The following is a 21649-nucleotide window of genomic DNA, read 5'->3' as shown; positions in this document are numbered from 1 at the left end:
GCGCTAGACCCCGACCCCGCCGAAGACGAGGCGGGCGGCGATCACGAGCATCACGACCGCGACCACCCCGTCGAGGATCTGCCACGAGCGCGGCGTCGCGAAGAACCGGGTGAGCGCCCGCGCCCCGTAGCCGAGGAGGAAGAACCAGGCGAGGCTCGCGAGCGCGCCGCCTGCGGCGAACCACCACCGCCCCGGGTCGCCCTGCGCGTTGCCGATCGACCCCATGAGCACCACCGTGTCGAGGTACACGTGCGGGTTGAGCAGGGTGATCGCGAGGCAGGCGAGCACGGTGCGCTTGAGCGAGCCGGCCCCCTCCCCCGCGGCGACGAGCACGGCGGGTTTCATCGCGCGCCGCGCGGCCGACCACGCGTACCAGAGCAGGAAGGCCACGCCGCCCCAGCGCACGATCTCGAGCACCAGCGGGGCGCGCTCGATGAGAAAGCCGATGCCGGCCACTCCGAGCGTCTCGAGCACGGCGTCGGCGAGGCCGCAGATGAGCACGACGGGGAGCACGTGCTCGCGCCGGATCCCCTGGCGCAGCACGAACGCGTTCTGCGCGCCGATTGCCACGATGAGGGACAGGCCGCTGCCGACGCCGACGAGAAGGGGAACGATCATGCAGCTGACGCTACGGGGTGGACAGCGCCCGATCCAAGTTGAGCGTGCCTGTATATTTTCATGCAACATAAGAAATTCTTCATTTGGAGGCGCGCCATGGAGCTGCCGGTCGAGCACCTCGCCACGTTCACTGCCGTGATCGACGAGGGCAGCTTCGAGGGCGCGGCCCGGCGCCTGCACGTGACCCCCTCGGCGGTGAGCCAGCGGGTGCGCGCGCTCGAGGAACGCGTCGGCTCCGTACTGGTGCAGCGCAGCCGCCCGCTCGCCGTGACCGAGGCGGGCGCGGCGGTGCTCCGGGCGGCGCGCCAGATCGCGCGCATCACCGACGACGTGGGCGCCGAGCTGGGGACGGCGCCAGAGGCCGGATCCCTCGTCCCGATCGTGGTGAACGCCGACTCGCTCGCCACCTGGTTCGTGCCGGCCCTCGCCCGGGCGGCCCGCGAGACGGGCGCCCGCTTCGAGGTGCTCCGCGCCGACGAGACGATCTCCACGGAGAAGCTGCGGCGGGGCGCGGTCATGGCGGCGCTCACCTCCACCAGCGATCCGGTGCCGGGCTGCACCTCGACGCGCATCGGCACCGACCGCTACCACGCGGTCGCGAGCCCCGAGTTCGTCGCCGAACACTTCCCCGAGGGGCTCACCGCCGACGCGCTGCGGCGCGCACCGTCCGTGGATTTCGACCGGCACGACGCGTTCCAGCAGCGCTTCCTGCGCAAGATCACGCGCGCCGAGGTGCGCCCACCGCGCCACTTCATTCCGTCGTCCGCCGAGTTCGCGCACGCCGTCGAGCTGGGGATGGGGTGGGGCATGCTCCCGGTGCGACAGTGCACCGAGCCGGTTGCGGCCGGGCGCATGATCGATCTCGCGCCCAGCTCGGCGATCGAGCTGCCGCTCTACTGGCAGCGCTGGAAGCTGCGCTCCCCCGTGCTCGACGCGCTCTCGCGGATCGTCGCGGAGGAGGCGGCCGCCGCGCTCGGCTAGTCGCCCGGGCTACAGCGCGTCGAGGGCGATCGCCTGCGTAAACGTGATCCGGTCGCGCACCACCCGCTCCGGGTCCCAGCCGGGGCCGGGCGTCGACGAGATGAGCAGCTGCGTGTAGGCGTGCTGCGGCTGGCCAAGCACCTGCGCGGTGGGCCCCTCCTCCACCACGGTGCCCCGGTACAGCACGAGCACCCGCTCGCACACCTCCTCGACCACCGCGAGGTCGTGGCTCACGAACAGGTAGCCGACGCCGGTGTCGCGGCGGATCTCCGACAGCAGGTCGAGCACCTGCGCCTGCACTGACACGTCAAGCGCCGAGACCGCCTCGTCGAGCACCAGCAGCTCCGGCTCAACCGCGAGCGCGCGCGCAATCGCCACGCGCTGGCGTTGGCCCCCCGAGAGCTCGTGTGGCTTGGCGGCGGCGTGCCGCTCGGTGAGCCCCACCCGGTCGAGCAGCGCGAGGGTGCGCGCGCGGGCGTCCTCGGCCGACGCCGCGACGCCGTGGAGCCGCATCGCCCGCCCGAGCGTCTCCGCCACGCTGAGGCGGCGGTCGAGCGAGCCGTTCGGGTCCTGAAACACCATCTGCACGGCCCGCGCGCGGGCCAGACGAGCGGCGCGGCCGCGCGGCTTGGCGAGCTGATCGACACCGCCGACCGTGAGGGCGCCGGCGTCGGGCCGCTCCAGACCGACGAGGATCCGCGCGATGGTCGATTTTCCGGAGCCCGACTCACCGACGAGCCCCACCGATTCGCCACGCTCGATCGCGAACGACACCCGGTTGACCGCGGTCACGTCGCTCGCGCCGCGGCCCATGCGGAACACGCGGTGAAGCTGGTCTGCCTGCACGAGCGTCATTGGGTCTGCCTCCGGGTCATGGTGGGCGCCGCCGTGATGAGCGACCTGGTGTATTCGTGGGCGGCGTCCTCGAACAGGCGCGCGCCGCTGAGCGACTCGACGATCTCGCCGCGCTGCAGCACGTGGACGCGGTCGCAGATCGCCGCCGCGAGGTGGAGGTCGTGCGTGATGAACAGCACGCCGAGCCCGCGCTCGCGGATTTGGCGCTGGATGATCGCGATCACCTCGGCCTGCGTGGTCACGTCGAGCGCGCTCGTCGCCTCGTCGGCGAGGATGAGCTTCGGCTGCGTGCTCAGCGCGCCCGCGATGACGACGCGCTGCAGCATGCCGCCCGAGAGCTCGTGCGGGTACTGTCGCATGCGGCGCTCCGGCTGCGAGAGCCCCACGGCCGCGAGCAGCTCGCGCACGGTCTCGGTCGCCTCCGCCTGCGGCCGCCCGTGCACGCGCACGAGACGTTCGGTGAGCGAGTCGCCGATGCGGCGCACGGGGTTGAGCGCCGCGCGCGGATCCTGCTGGATCAGCGCGGTGTCGGTGGCCCGCACCCGCCGCAGCGTCGCGGGGTCTGCGCCCAGCATCTCGGTGCCGTCGATCGCGGCGCTGCCGGAGAGGGTGGCCTCGTCGCCGTAGAGCCGCAGCGCGGCGCGCACCGTGGTCGACTTGCCCGAGCCGGACTCGCCGACCAGGCCGACGAGCTCGCCCGGGGCCACGGCGAGGCTAATGCCCCGCAGCACTGGAACCGGGCCCTCCGGCGACGCGAAGCTGAGGTGGAGGTCTGAGATATCGAGCAGCATCAGTGTTCCTTCCTGGCGAGCAGGCGGTCGGCGACGCGCACACCGACGACGTTCACGGCGATGACCACGAGCGCGATCGCGGCGCCGGGGATGAGCGTCGGGAGGAAGTGCCCCTGCACGATCCCGGCCTGCCCCTCCTGCACCATAAGGCCCCACTCGGAGCTCGGTGGCTGGGCTCCGAAGCCCAGGAAGCTCAGGGTGGCGATGCTCATGAGCGCCTCGCCGAAGAGCACGACGAGGTAGCCGACGAGCGGCGGCATGAGGTTGGGCACCACGCCGCGCACGCAGATCGCGAGGCCGCCCATGCCCTGCGTGCGGTACGCGTCGATGTATGCCTTGGATATCTCGCTGAGCGCGAGGCTGCGCACGAACTTGGCGATAACGGGAGTGTAGGCGAGCGCGAGGGCCACGATCGCCGTGGCGGCGCCCTTGCCGAACACCGAGATCACGAGCACCACGAACAGGAGGCCGGGGAACGCGAACATGACGTCGGTGACGCGCGCGAGCAGGGTATCGACCCAGCCGCCGCGCCAGGCGGCGAGCATGCCGATCGTGATCCCGAGCACGGTCGCGATGAGCAGCAGGATGACCGGGCCGATGAGGGTGTCGGCGGTGCCGAGCATCACGCGCGAGAGCAGGTCGCGCCCCATCTGGTCGGTGCCGAGCAGGTGGCTCGCCGACGGGGAGCCCCACAGGGCGGTGAAATCGATCTCATCCTGCCGGTAGGGGGCGAGCCACGGGGCAAGCACCGCGACGATCACGACGAGGGCGAGGAAGCCGGCGGAGAGCCAGAAACTGAACGGGGTGGCCGGCTTGGCCGGCTTCTTCCGCAGTCGTGGCGGGAGTATCGCGGTCATCGTGCGGCCACCTTCCCGGAGATTCGGGGGTCGAGGATGGGGAGGAGGAGGTCGACCACCGTGGTGACGACCATGTAGGCGACCACCATGAACAGCAGCACCGCCTGCACCACGGGAAAGTCGTGGGTGTTGATCGCGTCGACCAGCAGGGAGCCGACCCCCGAGAGCCCGAACACGGTCTCGACCGCGACGGTGCCGGCGATCATCGAGGCGATCACGAGCGCGACCATGGTGATGATGGGTCCCCATGCGTTGCGGAGCACGTGGTCGCGCACGATGAAGCGCTCGCGCAGGCCGGTGGCCCGGGCCGCCTCGACGTGCTCCGAGGTGAACTGCTCGATCATCGTCTGCCTGGTCACCCGGCTCACGATCGCGAGCGCGGTGATCGCGAGCGTGAGCGCGGGGAGGGTGAGGTGGAACAGCCGGTCACCAAACCCGCCGCCGCCGATGCCGGCGACCGGGAACCAGCGCAACTGCACGGAGAACAGCGCCACGAGCGCGATCCCGAGCACGAACGAGGGAATGCTCGCGGCGAGCGTGGTGCCGCTCACGATGAGGGAGTCGACCGCGGTGCGGCGGCGCACGGCAGCGACCACGCCGAGGCCGATCCCGAACACGGTGAGCAGCAGTGCCGCGTACGCGACGAGCGAGAGCGTGGTGGGGACGCGGGCCGCCATGATGTCGGCAACCGGCTGGTGGTATTTGAACGACTCACCGAAGTTGCCGGTGAGCACGCCCGAGGCCCAGTGCCAGTACTGCGCCAGCAGCGGCTGGTCGAGGTGGTACTGGGCCCGGACGCTCGCAATCCGCTCCGGGGTCATGTTCTCCGGGTTCCCGATGAGGAACGTGACGGGGTCGCCGGGTGCCGCGTACATCGCGGCGAAGATGATGAAGGAGGCGATCACCAGCGTGACGAGCATGCCGGCGAGCTTACGGATTGCGTGCGGCATTGCTTAGCCCTTCGCGCTGCCGAGGTCGGCGGCCCACGGGTAGTAGATGAAGGCGGCGGAGGACGGGACCCCGGTCACCTCGGACGACATCACGAGCGTCGCGGGGGTCGCGACGACGGGCAGCCACACGGCGTTCTCCACCCACGTGTTCTGCAGCTCGATCGCGATCTCCGCGCGCTCGGCGTCGTCGGTGGCCGCGTAGCCCTCGGCGACGAGCGTGTCGTACTCGGGATCTGAGAAGCCGACGAAGTTGACGCCCGCGTCCGACTTGCCGTTCTTGTAGAAGCCGATCGGGTCGTTCTTCGAGATGTAGTACTCGTCCGGCCACAGGTCTGCCTGGTTGCGCAGCGCCTCGTCGGTGTAGAGGTCCCCGTACTGCACGGCGGGCACGGTGAGGATCTCGGCTTCAAGGCCGATCTTGCCCGCCGCGTCGACGAGCGCGCTCGCGATCACGTTGTGCGCGGACGAGCCGTTCGAGGCGACCACGATCGGGTCTGCCGGTGCGCCGGCCTCCTCGACGAGGGCCGTCGCCGCGGCGAGGTCGTCCGCGCTCGGCTCAGCGGGTGCCCCCTCAAGCGCGTCGTACGCGGCCTGGAACGCCTCCTGCTCGTAGCCCCACGCGCCGGTGCCCACGGGGGTCTTCCACGGCTCGGCGAGGCCGGCGAACGCCGACTGCGCGATGCCCTCGCGGTTGAGCGCGAGCGAGAGCGCCTGGCGCAGTCGCACGTCGGTGAGCGCGCCCTTCGCGGTGGTCTCGAGCACCCACGCGTTCGTCGAGGGGCCCTGGAAGACGCCGACCGCGTCGCTGTCGAGGAACGCCTTCGCGCCCGCCGCGTTCTCGAGGAAGGCGCCCTGCGCCTCGCCCGTGGTGAGGCTGTTCACGATCGCCGACTCGTCAGCCCAGCGGAACACCACCTCGTCGACCAGTCCGGCGCGCTCGGCGTTCCAGTAGTTGTCGGTCTTCGTGATGGTCAGCTGCGAGCCGGCGTCCCACGAGGTGACCTCGTAGGGCCCGCTGCACGCGGACGCCCCGCCCGGCTTGCCGAACGCGTCGCCCGCCGCCTCGATGACCCGCGGGTTCCACACGATTCCGCCGTCGCCGGCCATCGCCTGGACGAAGATCGCGTCGGGCTGGCTCGTGGTGACCGTGATCTGGTTGTCGCCGGTCTTCTGCATGTCGACCACGTTGCCGTACTCGTCAGACTCGGCCGCGCCCTCCTCGGCGTGCCGCTGCATGCTCCACAGCACGTCGTCGGCGGTGACCGGGCTGCCGTCGTGGAACACCGCGCCCTCGCGGATCGTGAACACCACGTGGGTGTCGTCGACCCACTCGGCGGACTCGGCGATGCCCTCGCCGAGCGACAGGTCGGGCTGCACCTGCATGAGGCGGTCGCAGACGTTGGCGAGCACGGTGTCGTCTGCGGTGGTCGCGTCGACGTCGGCGTCGAGCGTGGTGGGCTCGCCCCCGAGCATCCAGGTGACGGACTCGAGCGGGCCGGACGCCGCGGGGGTGCTGGCGCCGAACGGCACCTCTGCGCCAGCGGCGTCCCCGGAGTCCGGGGAGCCGGCCGAGCAGCCGGTGAGGACGAGTGCCGTCAGCGTGACGGCGCTCGCGGCGAGGGTGAGGGAGCGGGCTGGATGCCGGTGTGCTCTCATGTGGGTGACGCCTCCTTGCGTGTGGGTGGTGTGGTGGTGCTGTGGTGGATGGTGGGTGGGAGCTACGCCGCGGGTGCGGCGCCGGCGGGCAGCGGCTCGCCCGCGGCTGCGCCCGGCCCGTCGTAGACGTTCCAGGGCAGGAGCTGGTACTCGGTTTCGCACGGGAAGCCGGGAGCCACGAGGTAGTCGCCGGTCGTGAGGTCCACGCAGCTCGAGAGCAGGGTCGACCAGCGCTTCAGCTCGGGGGCGTCCGCGCTGGGGTGCGTGCAGACGCCCTCAGGGTAGCCGAGGTGATCGGACATTGCCGCGCGCACGAGCTCGTAGCTCTCCGGCGCGGTGGTGGCGGCCGCGACCCGCGCCAGCCCCTCGGTGACGCGCGGCAGGCGCAGCAGCGAATCGGCCGACACTGGGCGGTAGCGCCCGGCGAGCTGCGGCGGCACCGACGCCTGGAAGTGGTTCGTGTGGGCGAGCAGCCCCGCCTCGGGGTAGAGCCAGTCGACCCCCTCCGGCGTGGTTTCGAGGTCGATGCCGAACCCGCTCCGGTGCGCGAGCAGGGCGTTGCTCGCGATGTGCGGGCGAATCTTCACGAGGGTCTTCAGCGCGAGGTTCAGCTCGGCGTGATCGAGCACGAGGCGGCGGATCAGGGTCTGCGGCAGGCCGATCTCGTTGCCGAAGCTGCCGCCGAGCCCGTTGGCGTTGAGCGCGATGCCCGCGGAGTTCGCGCCGTGCCTGCCGACCTGGCCGGCCTCGACCTGCAGGATCACGGTGGGGAGCGGATCCTGCACCACACGGACGATCAGCGTGGTGTCGGCGGTGAGCGTGCGCCAGTCCCAGTTCTGACCCACGAGCGTGTGCCCGGTGCCCGAGGCCGCGCCGGTGAGGAAGAACGAGGTGCAGCCGTCGGCCGGATCGCGCTCGTCGTCGGGGGCCTCCACCTGCGGGGCCGCCTGGCTCGCCTGGTGGTTGTAGACAAACTCGCCGCGCACGTTGAGCGTGAGGATCTCGGCGAACGAGCGGCCCGAGCCGTCGGCGATGCCGCGCATTTCCTCGACGAGGTGGGGCGCGTGCGCCTCGCACACGGGCAGCCAGCGCTTCACCGAGTCGGTGATTGCCGCCCAGCTCATGCCGGTCTGCTGCGTGAGCGCCGCCTCGTAGTAGCCGATTGCGCGCTCGATGAGATCCGCCGCTGCCGCACCGTACTGCCGCCCGCGCTCGCGCGGGGTGCCGCTGATCTCGATCGTGCGGATGGGGCTGGCGCTCACTGGCGGTCTCCTTCGGCCTTGCGTGGGGCTCCTCGACGGGGCATGATGCTTGGAACAGCTATTACAAGAATAGCGGCTCTCAAAATGGATGATACACACATGGAAGCTTTTGTAACAACCGATACCGAGAATCCCGCGCTGGTGCGGCTCCGGTCGCGGATCGCCCAGCGCTGGGACGACCTCTCGAAGGCGGAGCGCGCGGTGTGCGGAATCCTCACCGGAAACTCCGCGGAGCACCTGCTCTACGCGAGCGCCGCCGAGCTCGGCGTGGAGTCGAAGACCTCGAACGCGACCGTGATCCGCACCCTACAATCGCTCGGCTACGCCGGGCTCTCCGAGCTCAAGCAGGAGGTCGCGGCGCCGTTCACCTCGGCGGTCGCGCCCGAGGTGCGGCTGCGCCAGCGCATCGAGTTCCTGGGCCAGAACCTCGCGACCATCCAGCAGGAGGTGTGGCGGGAGGCAGAGTCCCTCATCGCGCTCGGCGCGCAGGGAAACAGCGACGCCGACTACTCCGCCGCGATCGACGTGCTCATCCACGCGCGCACGGTGTACTGCTACGGCCTCGGCGCCTCCGGCATCGCCGCCGACCACCTGTCGCTGCGGCTGCGGCGCACGGGCGTTGCCACGCGGCGGCTCGCCGTCGACGGGTTCCGTCTCGCCGATGAGCTCCTCGAGCTCGGGGCGCACGACGCGGTAACGATATTCGCCCCGGGCCGCGTGACGCGCGACATCGAGGCGCTGCTCGACCGCGCGCAGCGGGTGGGCGCCAAGGTGCTGCTCGTCACCGACGAGCTGCGCGAATCGCTCGCCGGCCGCGTCACCGTGGCGCTCTCCGCGCCACACACGCCCACGGGGATCACCGCCGAGGGGCTGATCGGGATCCTCATCGCCGACGTGCTCGTGCAGGGGATCGTGGCCGTCGGGCCAGACACGGCCCTGCGCGCCTCGCAGGAGCTCAACGAGCTGCGCAGCCAGCTGGGGTACTAACGACCGCGGGGCGGGGCGCCCGCGCAACTCGCCCCGCCCCGCCCCGCCAGTGGCGGTCGCCCCGCCCGCGCTAGCCGGCGAACGACACGCAGCCTGCGATCAGGTACGCAATGAACGAGAGCGCCGCCGCGAGCCCCGCGTAGGGCAGGATCGACAGCATCAGGGTGAGCGGCTTCACGCCCACCGACTTCGAGGCGAGGATGATCCCGTCGCCGTAGAGGCAGGTGGTGGAGCCGAGTGCGGCACCCGAGAACACGGCGGTCCCGGCGAGCACCGGGTCGACGCCGACGGCGATGGCGAGCGGCAGCACGACTGGCGTGATGACCGCGGCGAGATCCCAGAACGCGCCGGTCGCGTAGGCGTAGATGCCGCACACGAGGAACACGATCGCCGGCAGCAGCGCCCCGTGCATCACGGGCTCGGTCGCCCCGATCACCCACTCAGCGAGCTGCAGGTCCATGTTGATCTGCTGCACCATGAACGCGAGCACGAACAGCACCATGACGTAGCCCATGCTGGTGATGCCCTCGAATGCGTGATCGAGCACGCCCTTGAGCGTGATCCGGCGCTGCGCCACGTAAAGGATGAGCGCGACCACCACGGCCGCCGCGGCGCCCTTCACGATGTCGACCTCGGTGAGGATGGTCACCGCGACGAGCGTCGCGATCGGGATCAGGAAGTTGTACGGAAGCGGGCGCGCGCTCTGGGCACCGTCCTCGGCGAGCTCGAAGGCGCGCTCCTCGGGGGTGAGCCCCTCGGGCAGCGTGTCCCCCGTGCGGTCGACGCGCAGCTGCTCGCGCTTCAGCGGGCCCACGAGCGGCAGCACGCCAAGCGCGAGCAGCAGGCCGATGATCAGCGCGAACCAACCGAAGAACACCGTGGGCAGGCCGGCCAGGTAGGCCCCGAAGCCCGAGCCGTTCACGGTCACGCCGTCCTGCTCAAGCAGCGCGGCGAAGAACACCGCCCAGGTGGAGAACGGGATGATCACGGCGATCGGAGCGCTGGTCAGCTTCACGATCGAGCCGACGAGCGTGCGGGGCACCCCGTAGCGATCGGTCACCTTCTTCATCGACGTGCCAACGGTGAGCGCGTTGAGGTAGTCGTCGATGAACAGCGCGACGGTCAGCAGCCACGTGAGCAGCAGCGACTTGCGGCGCGAGTTCACGAAGCGCTCAGTCCAGCGCGCAAAGTCACTTACCGCGCCGGAGGCGTTGAAATAGGCGATCAGGATCCCGAACAGCACCACGACGAGCACGAGCCAGTGCACCGTCTCGTTCGTGAGTGAGGCGCCGAACGTGCCGACGAGGGTGTCGAAGAACCCCCACCCGCCGATCAGGATCGCGCCGACGACCGTGCCGGAGAGCAGGCCGAGCAGGGCGCGTTTGGTGAGCACCGAGACGGCGAGCACGGTGAGGACTGGCAGCAGCGCCAGTGCAGTGTTTTGGACCACGGTGGCCTTTCAGTGGGTGGGCAGCGCGGCGGCGCCGCGAGCGTGGGGTGAAGCGAACAGCGTTAGCCGGCGTGCGCGGTGCGCAGCCCGTCAAGGTAGGTGGCGGTGACCGGCAGCTCGACGAGGTCGTCGGCCGGCACCTCGAGCGGATCCTCGGACCAGACCGCGAGGTCGGCGCGCGCGCCCGCACGCACGATCCCCAGGTCGGCGTCTCCCTGCGCGAGCGCCGCGCCGCGCGTGTAGCCGTGCAGCGCCTCGGCCGCGCTGAGCCGCTCGGCCGGCTCGTACACGAAGCCGTCCCGGTCGCCCGGGGCGCGGCGCAGCATCGACCAGGCGAGGCCCACGCGCGCGTCGAGGTCCGCGATCGGCCAGTCGGATCCGAGCGCGAGCGGCACTCCGGCCCGAAGCACGGTTCCGGCGTTCCAGCCGCGCGCCGCGCGCTCGACACCGAGCCTGCGCGCCCACTCGTCGCTGCCGTCGGCGATCCGCCACTGGAGGTGCGGGAGCTGCATCGAGGCGGTGATGCCCAGCTCAGCAAGGCGGGCGACGTCGCGCGGGTCGAGTGTCTCCAGGTGCTCGATGCGGTGCGGGATCCCCGCGAGCGAGCGACCGCCGACCGTCTCGTACGCGGTGATCGTCTCGCCCACGGCGCGGTCCCCGATCGCGTGGGTGGCGATCTGGAACCCCGCCGCGGTGAACTCCCGCACCGCGGCGACGAAGTCGGCCTGCTCCGGCCAGAAGCCGTCGAGCCCGTCGCCGTCCGCGTCCGCGGCGTACAGCCAGCCCGCCCCGGTGTCGATCACGCCGTCGGCGTAGAGCTTAATCACCCCGCCGCGCCAGCGACTCCCGGCCCGGTCGCGCTGCGCGCGGATCGCGGCGCGCTGCTCCGGGGAATAGCTCGGCTTCACGTCCATGGCGCTGACAATGCGCACGGGCAGGCCGAGCCCGCTCGCGTCGAGCGCCTCAAGCAGGTCGAGCGTCTCCGCATTGCCGTCCATGATGGTGCCGCCGGTGAGCCCGGAGCGGCGCATCTTGGCGAAGGTGCTGCGCGCTGATTCGAGGGTCTCCTCCCGGCTGGGCTTCGGCGCGACCTCGAGGATCGGCTGGTACGAGCTGTCCTCGCGCAGCTCGCCCGTGGGCACGCCCGCCGCGTCCACGATGATCTCGGAGCTGTCGTCGAAGCTGCGCGCCCCGGTGATACCCGCGCGGCGGAGCGCCTCGGTGCTCGCGAGCGCGGTGTGGAAGTCGAAGAAGAAGAGCAGCGCGGGCAGGCCGCCGGTCGCGTCGTCGATGAGCTGCGCGGTCAGCGGCGCACCGCCGAACACCGCGTAGTCGAGGTTCCAGGCCCGCACCCAGTCGTGCGCGGCGTCGCTCGCGCGCAGCCGCGCGGCCTCGGCGGCGAGCGCCGTGCGCAGCCCGCGGAGGTCGGCGATTCCGCCGAGGTCGACGCCCTGGCACAGCTCGACGCCCTGAATGGGGTGCAGGTGGGCGTCGATCAGCCCGGGGGTCACGGTCGCACCGGCGGCATCGTCGATCCTCGTCCCGGTGCCGCCGAACGCCTCGGCGATTGCGTCGGGAGCGCCGACCCCGAGCACGCGGCCCCCGGCGATCGCGATCGAGCGGGGGGCTGGGTCGGCGTCGCCCGCGCACATGGTGTGCACGCGCGCGCCGGCAATGATCAGTTCTGCTGTGCGCTCCGCCACGGTGGCCTCCCGGTGTGTCGACACCCCGTATCCTCGAAGTAAGGCGGAGCACCATTAATTTACGCAGATTCAATAACGTCTGCAAGCCCCGCGAGGACAGGGAGTTCAATGTCGACGGCGTCCGAAGCCCACCGACCGGCGGGGCGACCCCGCACCGCGGTGCTCTCGCGCGAGCGAATCCTCGCCGCGGCCTTCGAACTCGCCGACGTGCGGGGCGGCGACTTCACTCTCGCCGCGCTCGCCCGCAGTCTCGGGGTGCGGCCGTCCGCGCTGCACCACTACTTCGCCGGGAAAGACGAGCTGATCGCCGGGATGCGGGGGCAGCTCACCGCACGCATCGGCGACCACGGCTTCGAGACCTCGCCCTGGCACGTCGCGATCCTCTCCTGGGCCCGCGCCCACCGGCTCACCTTCGGCGCGCACCCCGGCATCATCGCTGCGCTCGCGACCCTCCCCGTGGCCGACGAGCCCGAGTCGATCGTCGACTACGAGCGGATCGCCGCGGCGCTGCGCCGCGACGGCTACCCGGAGCACCGGATCGTGCCGGCGATCGTGGCGATCGAGTCGTTCATCATCGGCTCCGCCCTCGACTCGCTGGCGCCCGAGGACAACCTGCGGCCGGTGGCAAACCGGGGCATCGCACCGCACCTCACGGGAGCCGAGGAGGCCGCGCGGGACCACGCGCTCGCCCGGGGGCACTCAGCGGCCACGGAAACCTTCGAGTTCGGGCTCACCGCGCTCGTGGCCGGCCTGCGCGCCGCGGGGACCAGCGCCGAGACCGATCCGACGAGCGGGGCGGACGCATAGTGTTCGGCGTGCTCCAGGGCTTCGCGCTCATCCTCGGGATCATCGGCGCCGGCTACCTCGCCGCACGCTTCCGCGTGGTCGAGGGCGAGCAGCGCCGCGTGCTCAACAACGTCGCGTTCTACGTCGCGACACCCGCGCTGCTGTTCACCGTGCTGCACGACAGCGACCCCAGCATCATCGTCTCGCCGGTGATCCTGATCACGAGCAGCGCCGCGCTCATCGTCGCGGGCGTGTTCATCCTCGTGTCCAGACTCGGCTTCCGCCGCGACCTCGCCGAGACCACTCTCGGCGCCACCTGCGCCGGCTACGTCAACTCGAACAACCTGGGCCTCCCCGTCGCCGTTTACATTCTCGGCGACGCGGCCTACGTGGCCCCGCTGCTGCTCGTGCAACTGGTGGTCTTCGCGCCCGCGGTCCTCGCGATCCTCGAGACCACGCGCGGCAATCAGCGCGGCGCCCTCGTCGCACTGGGCCGCGCGGCATCGAACCCCGTGATTATCGCCTCGGTCGCCGGGCTGCTGTTCGCGCTCTTCAGCCTCCCCGTGCCGGCGCTCGTGCTCGGCCCCATCGACATGCTCGGCTCGGCCGCGATTCCGATGGTGCTGCTCAGCTTCGGGATGTCTCTGCGCGGCCAGCGCATGCTGCAGGCCGGCACCGGTCGCGCCGCGGTGTTCACCGCGTCGGGGCTCAAGGTGCTCGCGATGCCGCTCGTTGCGTGGCTGCTCGCCACCGCGTTCGGGATGCCCGCCCACGAGGTGTTCGTGGCCACCACCATCGCCGCGCTGCCCACGGCGCAGAACGTCTACAACTACGCGGCCACCTACCGCCGGGGCGAAACGCTGGTGCGCGACACGGTGTTCCTCACCACCTTCGCCTCGCTCCCCGTGATCGCCCTCATCGCCTGGCTCCTCGGCGGCTCATAACCGCACCGGGAATATCCGCGCGCCGCGGGGCGTTGAATGAGGTCGGGCCGCAACCCTTTCCGGGCCCCGAGACACCCAGCACCAAGGAGACCACACACCGTGAGCCTGCGCACCGCACACACCAGCGCCCCCGTACTCGACACCCTCGCAGAGCGGTGGAGCCCCCGCGCGTTCGACGCCGCGCACACGCTCCCCGAGAACGCGCTCCGCGGCGTCTTCGAGGCAGCGCGCTGGGCGCCGAGCGCCAACAACTCGCAGCCCTGGCGATTCATCGTCGCGCGCCGCGGGAGCGAGAGCTTCACCACGATCGAGGACACGCTCGCGGGCTTCAACCGCGCCTGGGCCGGCAGCGCCGCGGCGCTCGTAGTCAACCTCGCCGAGGTCACCACCGAGGCCGGCGACCCGCAGCCGTGGGCCGAGTACGACCTGGGGCAGGCCGTGGCGCACCTCAGCGTGCAGGCGCACGCCGAGGGGCTCTACGTGCATCAGATGGGCGGCTTCGACCGCGAGGCGATCAGCGCGGCGTTCTCCGTGGACCCGCGGTTCCGCCCCGTCTCCGTCATGGTGATCGGCGCGCTCGGCTCCGCCGACCAGCTCCCCGAGCCGCTGCGCGAGCGCGAGGTGGCACCCCGCACCCGCTTCGACCTCGAGTCGCTGTTCATCGCGCGCGACTAGTTCCTCCCGGCGGCACGCGCCGCAACACGCGACAGGGCGCGTGCGAGATCATCTCGCACGCGCCCTGTCGCGTTCTATCTGGCTGCCGGCAGTGAGCCCGGCCGCAGCTAACCCTCGGTATCGACCGTGACGCCGCCCTCGCCGTCATCGAGCCGCAGCGCACGCACGAGCTCGGCGGCGTGCGTGGTCGAGAGGATCACCCGAGCGAACGAGTCGTACTCGCCCACCCAGCCGCGGTCCTCCGACGACTCGGGAGCGCCCTCGAGGTCGATAATCACCGCTTCGCGGCCCTTGCGCGCCAGAACGAAGTCGCGGCCAGCGAAGCTGCGCCACGTCCCGGACGCGAGCGTGCCGGGGAGGTGGGTTCCCGGCGAGCGCACGCCGCGCAGCCACACCCACGGATCGTCGGTGATCACTGCCGAGGTGATCGCTGAGCGGTCGAGCGTAATGTCGCGCCGCCGAAGCGACGCAAGCTTTTCTGCGCTCGTCAGGCGAATGACCACCCGGTCGCTGTGCACCTCTACCCGCGCCATCGCTCAGTCCAGCATGTCGCTCTGGTCGATGACCGACTCGACCGACTCGATCAGCGCCCGCTTGAGCTCGTAGTCTGCGTGTGCCGGATCGTCGGCGTCATCGGGCAGCCCCAGCGCTGCGGCGACCTCAAGCGTGTTTACACCAACGCACGCGACGATCGTGTTCTCGGGCAGCTGCGGGAACTGCGCCGCGACCTCCTCCGCGATCTTCGCTGAGGCGACGAGGAGTGCGTTGATGCGACCGGACTCAATGTCTTCCCGAATGTGCACCGAAGCCGGCACCCCGACCGTGCGGAACGCGAGCACCTGGGTCACGTCGTGGCCGCGATCAATGAGCCCCTCAGTGAGTACCGGGATGGCGACGTCGGAGCGCAGCGTGAGCACCTTCAGTACGTCGCCGGTGTCGATCTCGGACCACTCTTCAAGCAGCGCGTGCGTGCTGTTCTCGCGCTCGGGAGTGCGGGTGATGTGGTATCCGGCGTCGCGAAACGCGACCGCGGTTGCCTCGCCGACCACTGCGACGTTGGTCTCCTGCGGGATCACCGCGTTGTGGTGCGTGAGCACGTCGGCGACCGTCGAGCTGGTCGCGGTCATCCAATCAAACTCGCCAGCTTCAAGTCGCTTGAGCGCGTCGACGAGCTGATCCTCTTCGCTCGTGTGCGCAAAATCAACGAGCGGCGCAGTCACCGTGTGAGCCCCACGCTCACGCAGCGCCCTCGAAACTAAATCCCCCCACGGGCCACCGCGCGGGATAAGCACCCGCAGGCCACTGAGCGGTTTCGCCTCAGACGACATAGACCCCACTCACTCGAAACAACAAGAAAAGACCAACTCAATAGTCACTCGAGGACCTGGAGCTGGTCACTGCTACGGAAAACCGTTGACCCTATTCTTACCCCGAGGCCCCGTGGAAGCAAAACGAACGCGTCCGGACACCAGAACGCAATCGAACTGTGACCTCCCGGAATCGCTGTGCGACTACCCTCAGTCGAGGCGCCGTGCGACCGCCCGGGCAACGCCCCACACCACCAGGCCCGCAACCACGGCGACGCCGGCGACTGCGGCGGCGAATCGCAACGGGTTCTGCGCTTTCTCCGCGGCGATCCGCCGCTTCGCGTCAGCGACCGAGTCGTCGATCCGCTGCGCGTAGTTCAGCCGGCCCTGCAGCTGCGTGAGCGTGTCATAGAGCTCCTCACGCGCCTGCTGCGCCTCCGCGACACCGCGCTCGCGGTCCTGTGCGCTCATCGCCAGTTCCCTTCTTCGCCGGCCCGCGGCATTCTGTTGGAGGAGCCCGGAGTCGGGCGCGGCGCAGCCGTGGGCCGGGCGGCAGCCTGCCGGTCCGCGCCGGCGGTCGGCGCCGTCGAGTTGAACCGGACGTCGCTCATCGCTGCGACGTCGTGGCCCACCCGATCGAGCGTGTCCTCGGGCACGGGATTGCCGCGCTGGATCAGCTTCACCCCCGCGAAGACCGCAACGGCGGCGAGCACCAGCAGCGCGGCCGCGACCACGAGGGCGGCGAGCCACCACGGCCAGACGAGCGCGAGCGCCGCAATGGCGGCCATCACGAGCGCCTGCAGCATGAAGAACACGAAGAACAGCGCGATCGTGATCGCGCCTGCGCCGATCCCGGCCTTCTTTGCCTTCGACGCGATCTCACGCTTGGCGTTGTCGTACTCAATCTTGGCGAGAGACACCACCTGCTGCGGCAGGCGGGACAGCAGCTCGAACGTGCCGGCCTGGTCCTTGTTGCGCATTAGTCGGTACCGTCCGTGTTCGCGGGGGCCACTGGCTCCGTCTGCGACCCAGGCGCCGGCCTCGCTGCCGCCGACCTCGCTGCGGGCGCGGGTGCCGCCGGCTGCGCGCCATCGCGGTCGCGGGTGAGCGCGGCGTACGCGCCCTTCCCGGCGCGAACCACGCTGTCCTTCAGCTCGTCGACGCGGCCCTGGGCGGCGGTGCGCACCACACCGACCCCGCGCTGCACCGGCTCGGTGTTCCACACCGTCTGCGCGCCGCGCTTGATCTGCTCGTAGCGCTCACGACCAGCGCGCGTTCCCAGCACGTAGCCCACGGCCGCGCCGAGAACGAATGCGATCTTGCCCTTCATGCCTGCCTCCAGCCGTTTGCGTTCCGTAGTCCTGATCAGCCTACTCCCGGCCGCCGGACTCTGCATACCGATTCGGTTATATAGGCCCCGAAATTTCGCTCAGTCGGCGATCCCGGTGAGGTGGCGGCGCAACTGCACGGCCCGCAGCCGCGCGTCGGCAACCGCGGTCGCGAGATCGCCGCCGTGGAGTCCCACGCCTGTCGGCACCTGCCCCGGGTGCGCCTGGCACAAGGCTTCGAGGGCGGCCACAGCGGCGTCGCGCTCCCGCACGGTCGCATATGGCGCAAACGGCATTGACACACGCGGAATTGATTCTGTGGGTGTCCCGCCAGCGGCGCGTACGGCCTCGGTGACGATAGCGGCCGCCGCCGCGGGCTCCGGATCGGGGCCCACTCCCGCCGCTCCGGCAACCCGCGCAACCCACTCGGGGCCGGTGGCCCGCGCAGTCCGCTCAAAGCGCACGGCGCAGCGCGTGCCGTCGGCGAGTGCGACCGCCTGCACCGCGGGCCAGGCCGCGTGGCTCGCGGGAAGCTCTGGGTCCGCGATTGCGATCTCCCCGAGGAGTCGACGCTGGCCACCAAGCAGCGCGTCAAGACCCGTCGCGGCGGGGGCGGTTGGGATCCCCGGCGCCTCGGCACGGCTCCCGTGGATCACTGCGCGCCCAGACTCGGGCCGCACACCGTCTGGGAACTCAATCTCCCAGAGCTCCTCCGCCCGCGTGAAGCGCGCGGCAGGAACCTCCGCGAATACGACGGCGTAGAGCCGCAGTCGGGCGACGAGCGCCGCGCGCAGCGCCCCCCAGCCGGTCGCAGGACGCACCGTGGTTTCACGTGCAACCTCGCGCTCGGCATAGTCGAGCACCGCGCCCGAAAGGGTACCCAAGCGCGTGAGCGCCTCGTTGAGCCCGGGCGCGATGATCGCCGCATCGATCTGCTCCGGTGCGACCCCGTAGGCCTCGCGCGCGAGGGGATCGACGAGCGTGGTGAGCACCGCGCGCCCCATGCGGCTGCGCACGAGCGCGCCGAACTCGTGCGTCTTTCCGATCGTCAGCACGGGCCGGATCCGATCGAGCCACGCGCGCATCGCGGCACCGCCGCCGAGCGCGGCCATGGTGTCGGTTGCGAGCGGCACCGCCGGGATCCCCCACACCGCGGGCTGCGGCTGCGGCACCCACTCGCCCTTCGCCCCGCGCACGAGCACGGGGGCCGGGGGTGTCAGGGCCGGGCTCAGTGCGGGGTCGGCCGGCGCCGCGGCCGCGCCGGGCGCGGCCACCGGGGTCGCCACGTACGTCACGAACTCACGCAGCGTGCCGTCCGGGTCGCGGAGCCCGGCCGTGTCGCACGAGTCCGGGTGCGGCGCCACGTCCGCCGGGGCCGGGTGCGGCTCCGGCGCAGCGAACGGCGTGACGAGCACGCGCAGCCCCACCTCGGCGAGCTCAAGCGCGGCGGCGAGCTCGGGAATTCCGTCGCCGATCACCACTGCATCATGCACCGTGCGATCCCGCCTCTCCCTGCGCCGCCGCCTGGTGCGGTGCGACCGTGAGCGGCACCTGCACGGTGACGAGGTCGATGCGCGTGCGTCCGTGGCCGCCGCGCGCGAAGATCCGCAGCGTGAGCCAGATGAACACGCCCAGCCCGGCGACCTCGCCCACGAGCGTGCCCACCCCGCCGCCGTCCGCGGTCTGCGCGGTCTCGCCACCGAAGCCCGCCGTCATGAAGCCAAAGGCGATCAGGTTGTTCACCACGTGGATCGCGATCGCTGCCTCGAGCCCACCGGTGCGCCAGGTGAGCCAGGCGGCGACGCCGCCCATCAGGCCAACCGCCGCGAGGCCCCAGATGTCGTAGATGTGTGCGAGCGCGAATCCGATCGACGGGATCAGGATCGCGAACCAGGGGCTCTTGAGCCAGGAGCCGAGCACCTGCATAAACAGGCCGCGGAACACCACTTCCTCGGCGGTCGCTTGGAAGGGCACCAGGAGCACGATGAAGAGGAGCGACAGCAGCGCGGCGTTCACGTCGAACTCGGTAGCGGACTCAACGGGCTCTGAGACCACGACCGGGTTGAGCAGCATCTCGACGCCGATCCCGACCGCGTTGAGCACGATCACCGAGACCACGGCGGCCAGGAAGAGCTTGCCGAGCATGCCCCAGCGGATCCGTGTCGCCACCGACCAGACCCGCCCCATCGGCCGCATGCCCATCGTGAGCATCGCAAGCAGCACCGCGGGAATCATGACGATGATCGACACCATGCTGAGCAGGATCGAGATCGGGCGCTGCGTGTCGAGCATCTCGGCGGCACCGGTCGACACCTCGAACGCGTACTCCGGGTCGAACGCCATCATGAGCGGCACGAACGCGATCGTCACCACCACCGTGAACACGCCGAAGTACACTCCAGAGAGGAGGAGGAGCATGAGCGGCTTCCACCAGCGATAGTTCTGCGTGCCGCGCAGTAGGCGGTGGTACTCGAGGGGCTCGGTCTCGACGGTCTGCACCTGCGTCGGCTGCGCCCACGCCCACTGTGGCGGCACGGCAGACCCGGCGGGCTGCGGAGCGCCGAGCGCGGGCTGCGGCGTGAGGCTCTCGTGAACCGGCGGGGTCCCTGCCGGATCGGGCTGGGGTGTGTGGTCCGGGCCAGTGCTCGTCATGTCCCTATTCTTTCATCCCGCGCCGTGCCCGGAGCCCCGGCCCGGTGATCTCGCAGCTGCGGGCCCGCGCCGGCCCCGGATACACCTCAGTCCCGAGCCAGCGGGCTCGGGGCTGAGGTGCAGCGGGCGGCGTGCAGCGCCCGCGGGAACGTGGCGGTTACGCGCCGCGGAGGCGTGACGCGAGGTACGCGTGCAGCTCGGCGCGCGGCACGCGCTCCTGCTGCATCGTGTCGCGCTCGCGCACGGTCACCGCGTTGTCGTCGAGTGAGTCGAAATCGACCGTGACGCAGAACGGCGTGCCGATCTCGTCCTGGCGCCGGTAGCGGCGGCCGATCGCACCCGAGTCGTCGAAATCGACGTTCCAGTCGTCGCGCAGTTCCTGGGCGATCTCGCGCGCAGCGGGCGAGAGTGCCTCATTGCGGCTGAGCGGCAGCACCGCGACCTTCACGGGCGCGAGGCGCGGATCGAGCGCGAGCAGCGTCCGCTTGTCGGTGCCGCCCTTCGCGTTCGGCACCTCCTCCTCGCGGTACGCGTCGACGAGGAAGGCCATGAGCGAGCGCGTGAGGCCCGCCGCCGGCTCAATCACGTACGGGGTGTACCGCTCGTTCTTGGTCTGGTCGAAGAAGCTGAGGTCCTTGCCGGAGTGCTCCGAGTGGGTGGTGAGGTCGAAGTTGGTGCGGTTGGCGATGCCCTCGAGCTCGCCCCACTCGCTGCCAGTGAACCCAAACTTGTACTCGATATCAGCGGTGCGCTTCGAGTAGTGCGAGAGCTTCTCTTTCGGGTGCTCGTAGAAGCGCAGGTTCTCCGCGGCGATCCCGAGGTCGGTGTACCAGCGCATGCGCTCGGCCATCCAGTACTCCTGCCACTCCTCGTCCGTGCCCGGCTCGACGAAGAACTCCATCTCCATCTGCTCGAACTCGCGGGTGCGGAAAATGAAGTTTCCGGGCGTGATCTCGTTGCGGAAGCTCTTGCCGATCTGGCCGATGCCGAACGGCGGCTTCATGCGCGCGGCCTGGAGCACGTTCGCGAAGTTCACGAAGATGCCCTGCGCGGTCTCGGGGCGGAGGTAGTGCATGCCGGCCTCGTCATCGACCGGGCCGAGGTAGGTCTTGAGCAGCCCGGAGAAGGCGCGGGGCTCGGTCCACTGACCGCGGGTGCCGCAGTTGACGCAGACGATCTCGTCGAGCCCGCCCTCGGGGGCGCGGCCCTTCTTCTCCTCGAACTCCTCGAGGAGGTGGTCCTCGCGGTAGCGTTTGTGGCACTGGAGGCACTCGACGAGCGGGTCGCTGAAGACCTCGACGTGGCCGGAGGCCTCCCAGACGCGCTTGGGCAGGATGACGCTCGAGTCGATCCCGACCACGTCGTCACGCTTCTGCACCATGGTCTTCCACCACTGGCGCTTGATGTTCTCCTTCAGCGCCGTGCCGAGGGGGCCGTAGTCCCACGCGGAGCGGGATCCGCCGTAGATCTCACCCGCCTGGAACACGAAGCCGCGGTGGCGGGCGAGGGCGATGACCTTATCAAGGCGGGACTGTTCAGCCATTTTCTTGTATCACTCCAAGGTGCAAGTGGGGATCTTGGGAACCGGCGCTGCCGGCATCAGTTCAGTCTACTCGCGTTCGCGAGCGGGGCCCCACGGGCAAGCGCGCGGGCGAGCCGCCCGACGCGGGCCGTGGGTGTGTGTTTTTGGGTGCACAAATGCGGAAAGCCCCAGAACCCGCACCATCACTGGTGCGTGTTCTGAGGCTTCCCTAAAAGGTGTCCGGCGGTGTCCTACTCTCCCACACCCTCCCGAGTGCAGTACCATCGGCGCAGTCAGTCTTAGCTTCCGGGTTCGGAATGTGACC

At 70.5% G+C, this 21649-nt stretch carries 22 protein-coding genes and 1 rRNA gene; 5 read left to right on the top strand and 18 right to left on the bottom strand.

Annotation, left to right across the window (positions count from 1 at the left end; all coding sequences use genetic code 11):
- Positions 1-3: 3 nt before the first annotated feature.
- The gene (gene lysE / locus EV139_RS11580) at positions 4-618 is read right to left on the bottom strand and encodes an L-lysine exporter (protein WP_130454517.1); all 615 of its coding nucleotides are present in this window, start codon (positions 616-618) and stop codon (positions 4-6) included.
- Positions 619-678: 60 nt separating this feature from the next.
- Here lysE and EV139_RS11575 point away from each other — a divergent pair, with 60 nt between their 5' ends.
- Positions 679-1599 carry a LysR family transcriptional regulator ArgP gene (locus EV139_RS11575; protein WP_237465236.1) on the top strand — a complete coding sequence of 307 codons (921 nt, stop codon included), beginning with the start codon at positions 679-681 and terminating at the stop codon, positions 1597-1599.
- A 9-nt stretch (positions 1600-1608) separates the two neighbouring features.
- Here the strand turns inward: EV139_RS11575 and EV139_RS11570 are convergent, their stop codons facing one another.
- From EV139_RS11570 to EV139_RS11545, 6 genes are all read right to left on the bottom strand, one after another.
- Positions 1609-2454: an ABC transporter ATP-binding protein gene (locus EV139_RS11570; RefSeq protein ID WP_130454516.1), complete on the bottom strand. Its 846-nt coding sequence runs from the start codon at positions 2452-2454 to the stop codon at positions 1609-1611.
- Positions 2451-3245 carry an ABC transporter ATP-binding protein gene (locus EV139_RS11565; protein ID WP_130454515.1) on the bottom strand — a complete coding sequence of 265 codons (795 nt, stop codon included), beginning with the start codon at positions 3243-3245 and terminating at the stop codon, positions 2451-2453. The genes EV139_RS11570 and EV139_RS11565 overlap by 4 nt, the downstream gene beginning before the upstream one ends.
- Positions 3245-4102 carry an ABC transporter permease gene (locus tag EV139_RS11560; protein WP_130454514.1) on the bottom strand — a complete coding sequence of 286 codons (858 nt, stop codon included), beginning with the start codon at positions 4100-4102 and terminating at the stop codon, positions 3245-3247. Before EV139_RS11560 ends, EV139_RS11565 begins: the two co-directional genes overlap by 1 nt.
- Complete coding sequence (locus EV139_RS11555; RefSeq protein WP_130454513.1) at positions 4099-5052, bottom strand: ABC transporter permease; 954 nt, start codon at positions 5050-5052, stop codon at positions 4099-4101. Before EV139_RS11555 ends, EV139_RS11560 begins: the two co-directional genes overlap by 4 nt.
- A gap of 3 nt (positions 5053-5055) precedes the next feature.
- On the bottom strand, positions 5056-6708 hold the full coding sequence (locus EV139_RS11550; RefSeq protein WP_130454512.1) for an ABC transporter substrate-binding protein: 1653 nt from the start codon (positions 6706-6708) through the stop codon (positions 5056-5058).
- 62 nt (positions 6709-6770) lie between these two features.
- A complete protein-coding gene (locus EV139_RS11545; protein ID WP_130454511.1) occupies positions 6771-7970 on the bottom strand; it encodes a C45 family autoproteolytic acyltransferase/hydrolase in 1200 nt (399 codons plus the stop codon).
- Positions 7971-8054: 84 nt separating this feature from the next.
- Here EV139_RS11545 and EV139_RS11540 point away from each other — a divergent pair, with 84 nt between their 5' ends.
- On the top strand, positions 8055-8957 hold the full coding sequence (locus EV139_RS11540) for a MurR/RpiR family transcriptional regulator (protein WP_241989045.1): 903 nt from the start codon (positions 8055-8057) through the stop codon (positions 8955-8957).
- Positions 8958-9027: 70 nt separating this feature from the next.
- Here the strand turns inward: EV139_RS11540 and EV139_RS11535 are convergent, their stop codons facing one another.
- Together EV139_RS11535 and EV139_RS11530 are read right to left on the bottom strand one after the other, a co-directional pair.
- Complete coding sequence (locus tag EV139_RS11535) at positions 9028-10407, bottom strand: TRAP transporter large permease subunit (RefSeq protein ID WP_130454509.1); 1380 nt, start codon at positions 10405-10407, stop codon at positions 9028-9030.
- 62 nt (positions 10408-10469) lie between these two features.
- A complete protein-coding gene (locus EV139_RS11530; RefSeq protein WP_241989044.1) occupies positions 10470-12134 on the bottom strand; it encodes an amidohydrolase in 1665 nt (554 codons plus the stop codon).
- Between the two features lie 84 nt (positions 12135-12218).
- Between EV139_RS11530 and EV139_RS11525 the strand changes: the two genes are divergently transcribed.
- From EV139_RS11525 to EV139_RS11515, 3 genes are all read left to right on the top strand, one after another.
- The gene (locus tag EV139_RS11525; protein WP_130454508.1) at positions 12219-12917 is read left to right on the top strand and encodes a TetR/AcrR family transcriptional regulator; all 699 of its coding nucleotides are present in this window, start codon (positions 12219-12221) and stop codon (positions 12915-12917) included.
- An 8-nt stretch (positions 12918-12925) separates the two neighbouring features.
- A complete protein-coding gene (locus tag EV139_RS11520; RefSeq protein ID WP_241989043.1) occupies positions 12926-13840 on the top strand; it encodes an AEC family transporter in 915 nt (304 codons plus the stop codon).
- Between the two features lie 99 nt (positions 13841-13939).
- Positions 13940-14515 (top strand): nitroreductase family protein, encoded by a 576-nt coding sequence (locus tag EV139_RS11515; RefSeq protein ID WP_241989042.1) that lies wholly within the window; start codon positions 13940-13942, stop codon positions 14513-14515.
- A gap of 107 nt (positions 14516-14622) precedes the next feature.
- Here EV139_RS11515 and EV139_RS11510 read toward each other — a convergent pair whose 3' ends face one another.
- The 9 genes from EV139_RS11510 to rrf all read right to left on the bottom strand — a co-directional run.
- On the bottom strand, positions 14623-15048 hold the full coding sequence (locus tag EV139_RS11510; protein WP_130454505.1) for a hypothetical protein: 426 nt from the start codon (positions 15046-15048) through the stop codon (positions 14623-14625).
- A 3-nt stretch (positions 15049-15051) separates the two neighbouring features.
- Positions 15052-15843: a uroporphyrinogen-III synthase gene (locus EV139_RS11505; protein WP_130454504.1), complete on the bottom strand. Its 792-nt coding sequence runs from the start codon at positions 15841-15843 to the stop codon at positions 15052-15054.
- Positions 15844-16032: 189 nt separating this feature from the next.
- The gene (locus EV139_RS11500) at positions 16033-16293 is read right to left on the bottom strand and encodes a DUF3618 domain-containing protein (RefSeq protein WP_130454503.1); all 261 of its coding nucleotides are present in this window, start codon (positions 16291-16293) and stop codon (positions 16033-16035) included.
- Entirely contained in the window at positions 16290-16802 is a 513-nt protein-coding gene (locus EV139_RS11495) for a phage holin family protein (protein WP_130454502.1), read from the bottom strand. Before EV139_RS11495 ends, EV139_RS11500 begins: the two co-directional genes overlap by 4 nt.
- Positions 16802-17152, bottom strand: coding sequence for a YtxH domain-containing protein (locus tag EV139_RS11490; RefSeq protein ID WP_130454501.1), 351 nt, complete (start codon positions 17150-17152; stop codon positions 16802-16804). The genes EV139_RS11495 and EV139_RS11490 overlap by 1 nt, the downstream gene beginning before the upstream one ends.
- A gap of 99 nt (positions 17153-17251) precedes the next feature.
- Positions 17252-18643 (bottom strand): hypothetical protein, encoded by a 1392-nt coding sequence (locus EV139_RS11485; protein ID WP_130454500.1) that lies wholly within the window; start codon positions 18641-18643, stop codon positions 17252-17254.
- Positions 18636-19802, bottom strand: coding sequence for a CPBP family intramembrane glutamic endopeptidase (locus EV139_RS11480; protein WP_130454499.1), 1167 nt, complete (start codon positions 19800-19802; stop codon positions 18636-18638). The genes EV139_RS11485 and EV139_RS11480 overlap by 8 nt, the downstream gene beginning before the upstream one ends.
- A gap of 157 nt (positions 19803-19959) precedes the next feature.
- On the bottom strand, positions 19960-21345 hold the full coding sequence (locus tag EV139_RS11475; RefSeq protein ID WP_130454498.1) for a glycine--tRNA ligase: 1386 nt from the start codon (positions 21343-21345) through the stop codon (positions 19960-19962).
- A gap of 217 nt (positions 21346-21562) precedes the next feature.
- Positions 21563-21649: ribosomal RNA gene (gene rrf / locus EV139_RS11470) — 5S ribosomal RNA — on the bottom strand; the annotation flags it as partial.

The organism is Leucobacter luti (assembly GCF_004217175.1).
GTDB lineage: Bacteria > Actinomycetota > Actinomycetes > Actinomycetales > Microbacteriaceae > Leucobacter > Leucobacter luti.
The sequence above is the reverse complement of the archived record's forward strand: the minus strand, read 5'-3'. Positions and strand labels throughout refer to the sequence as shown.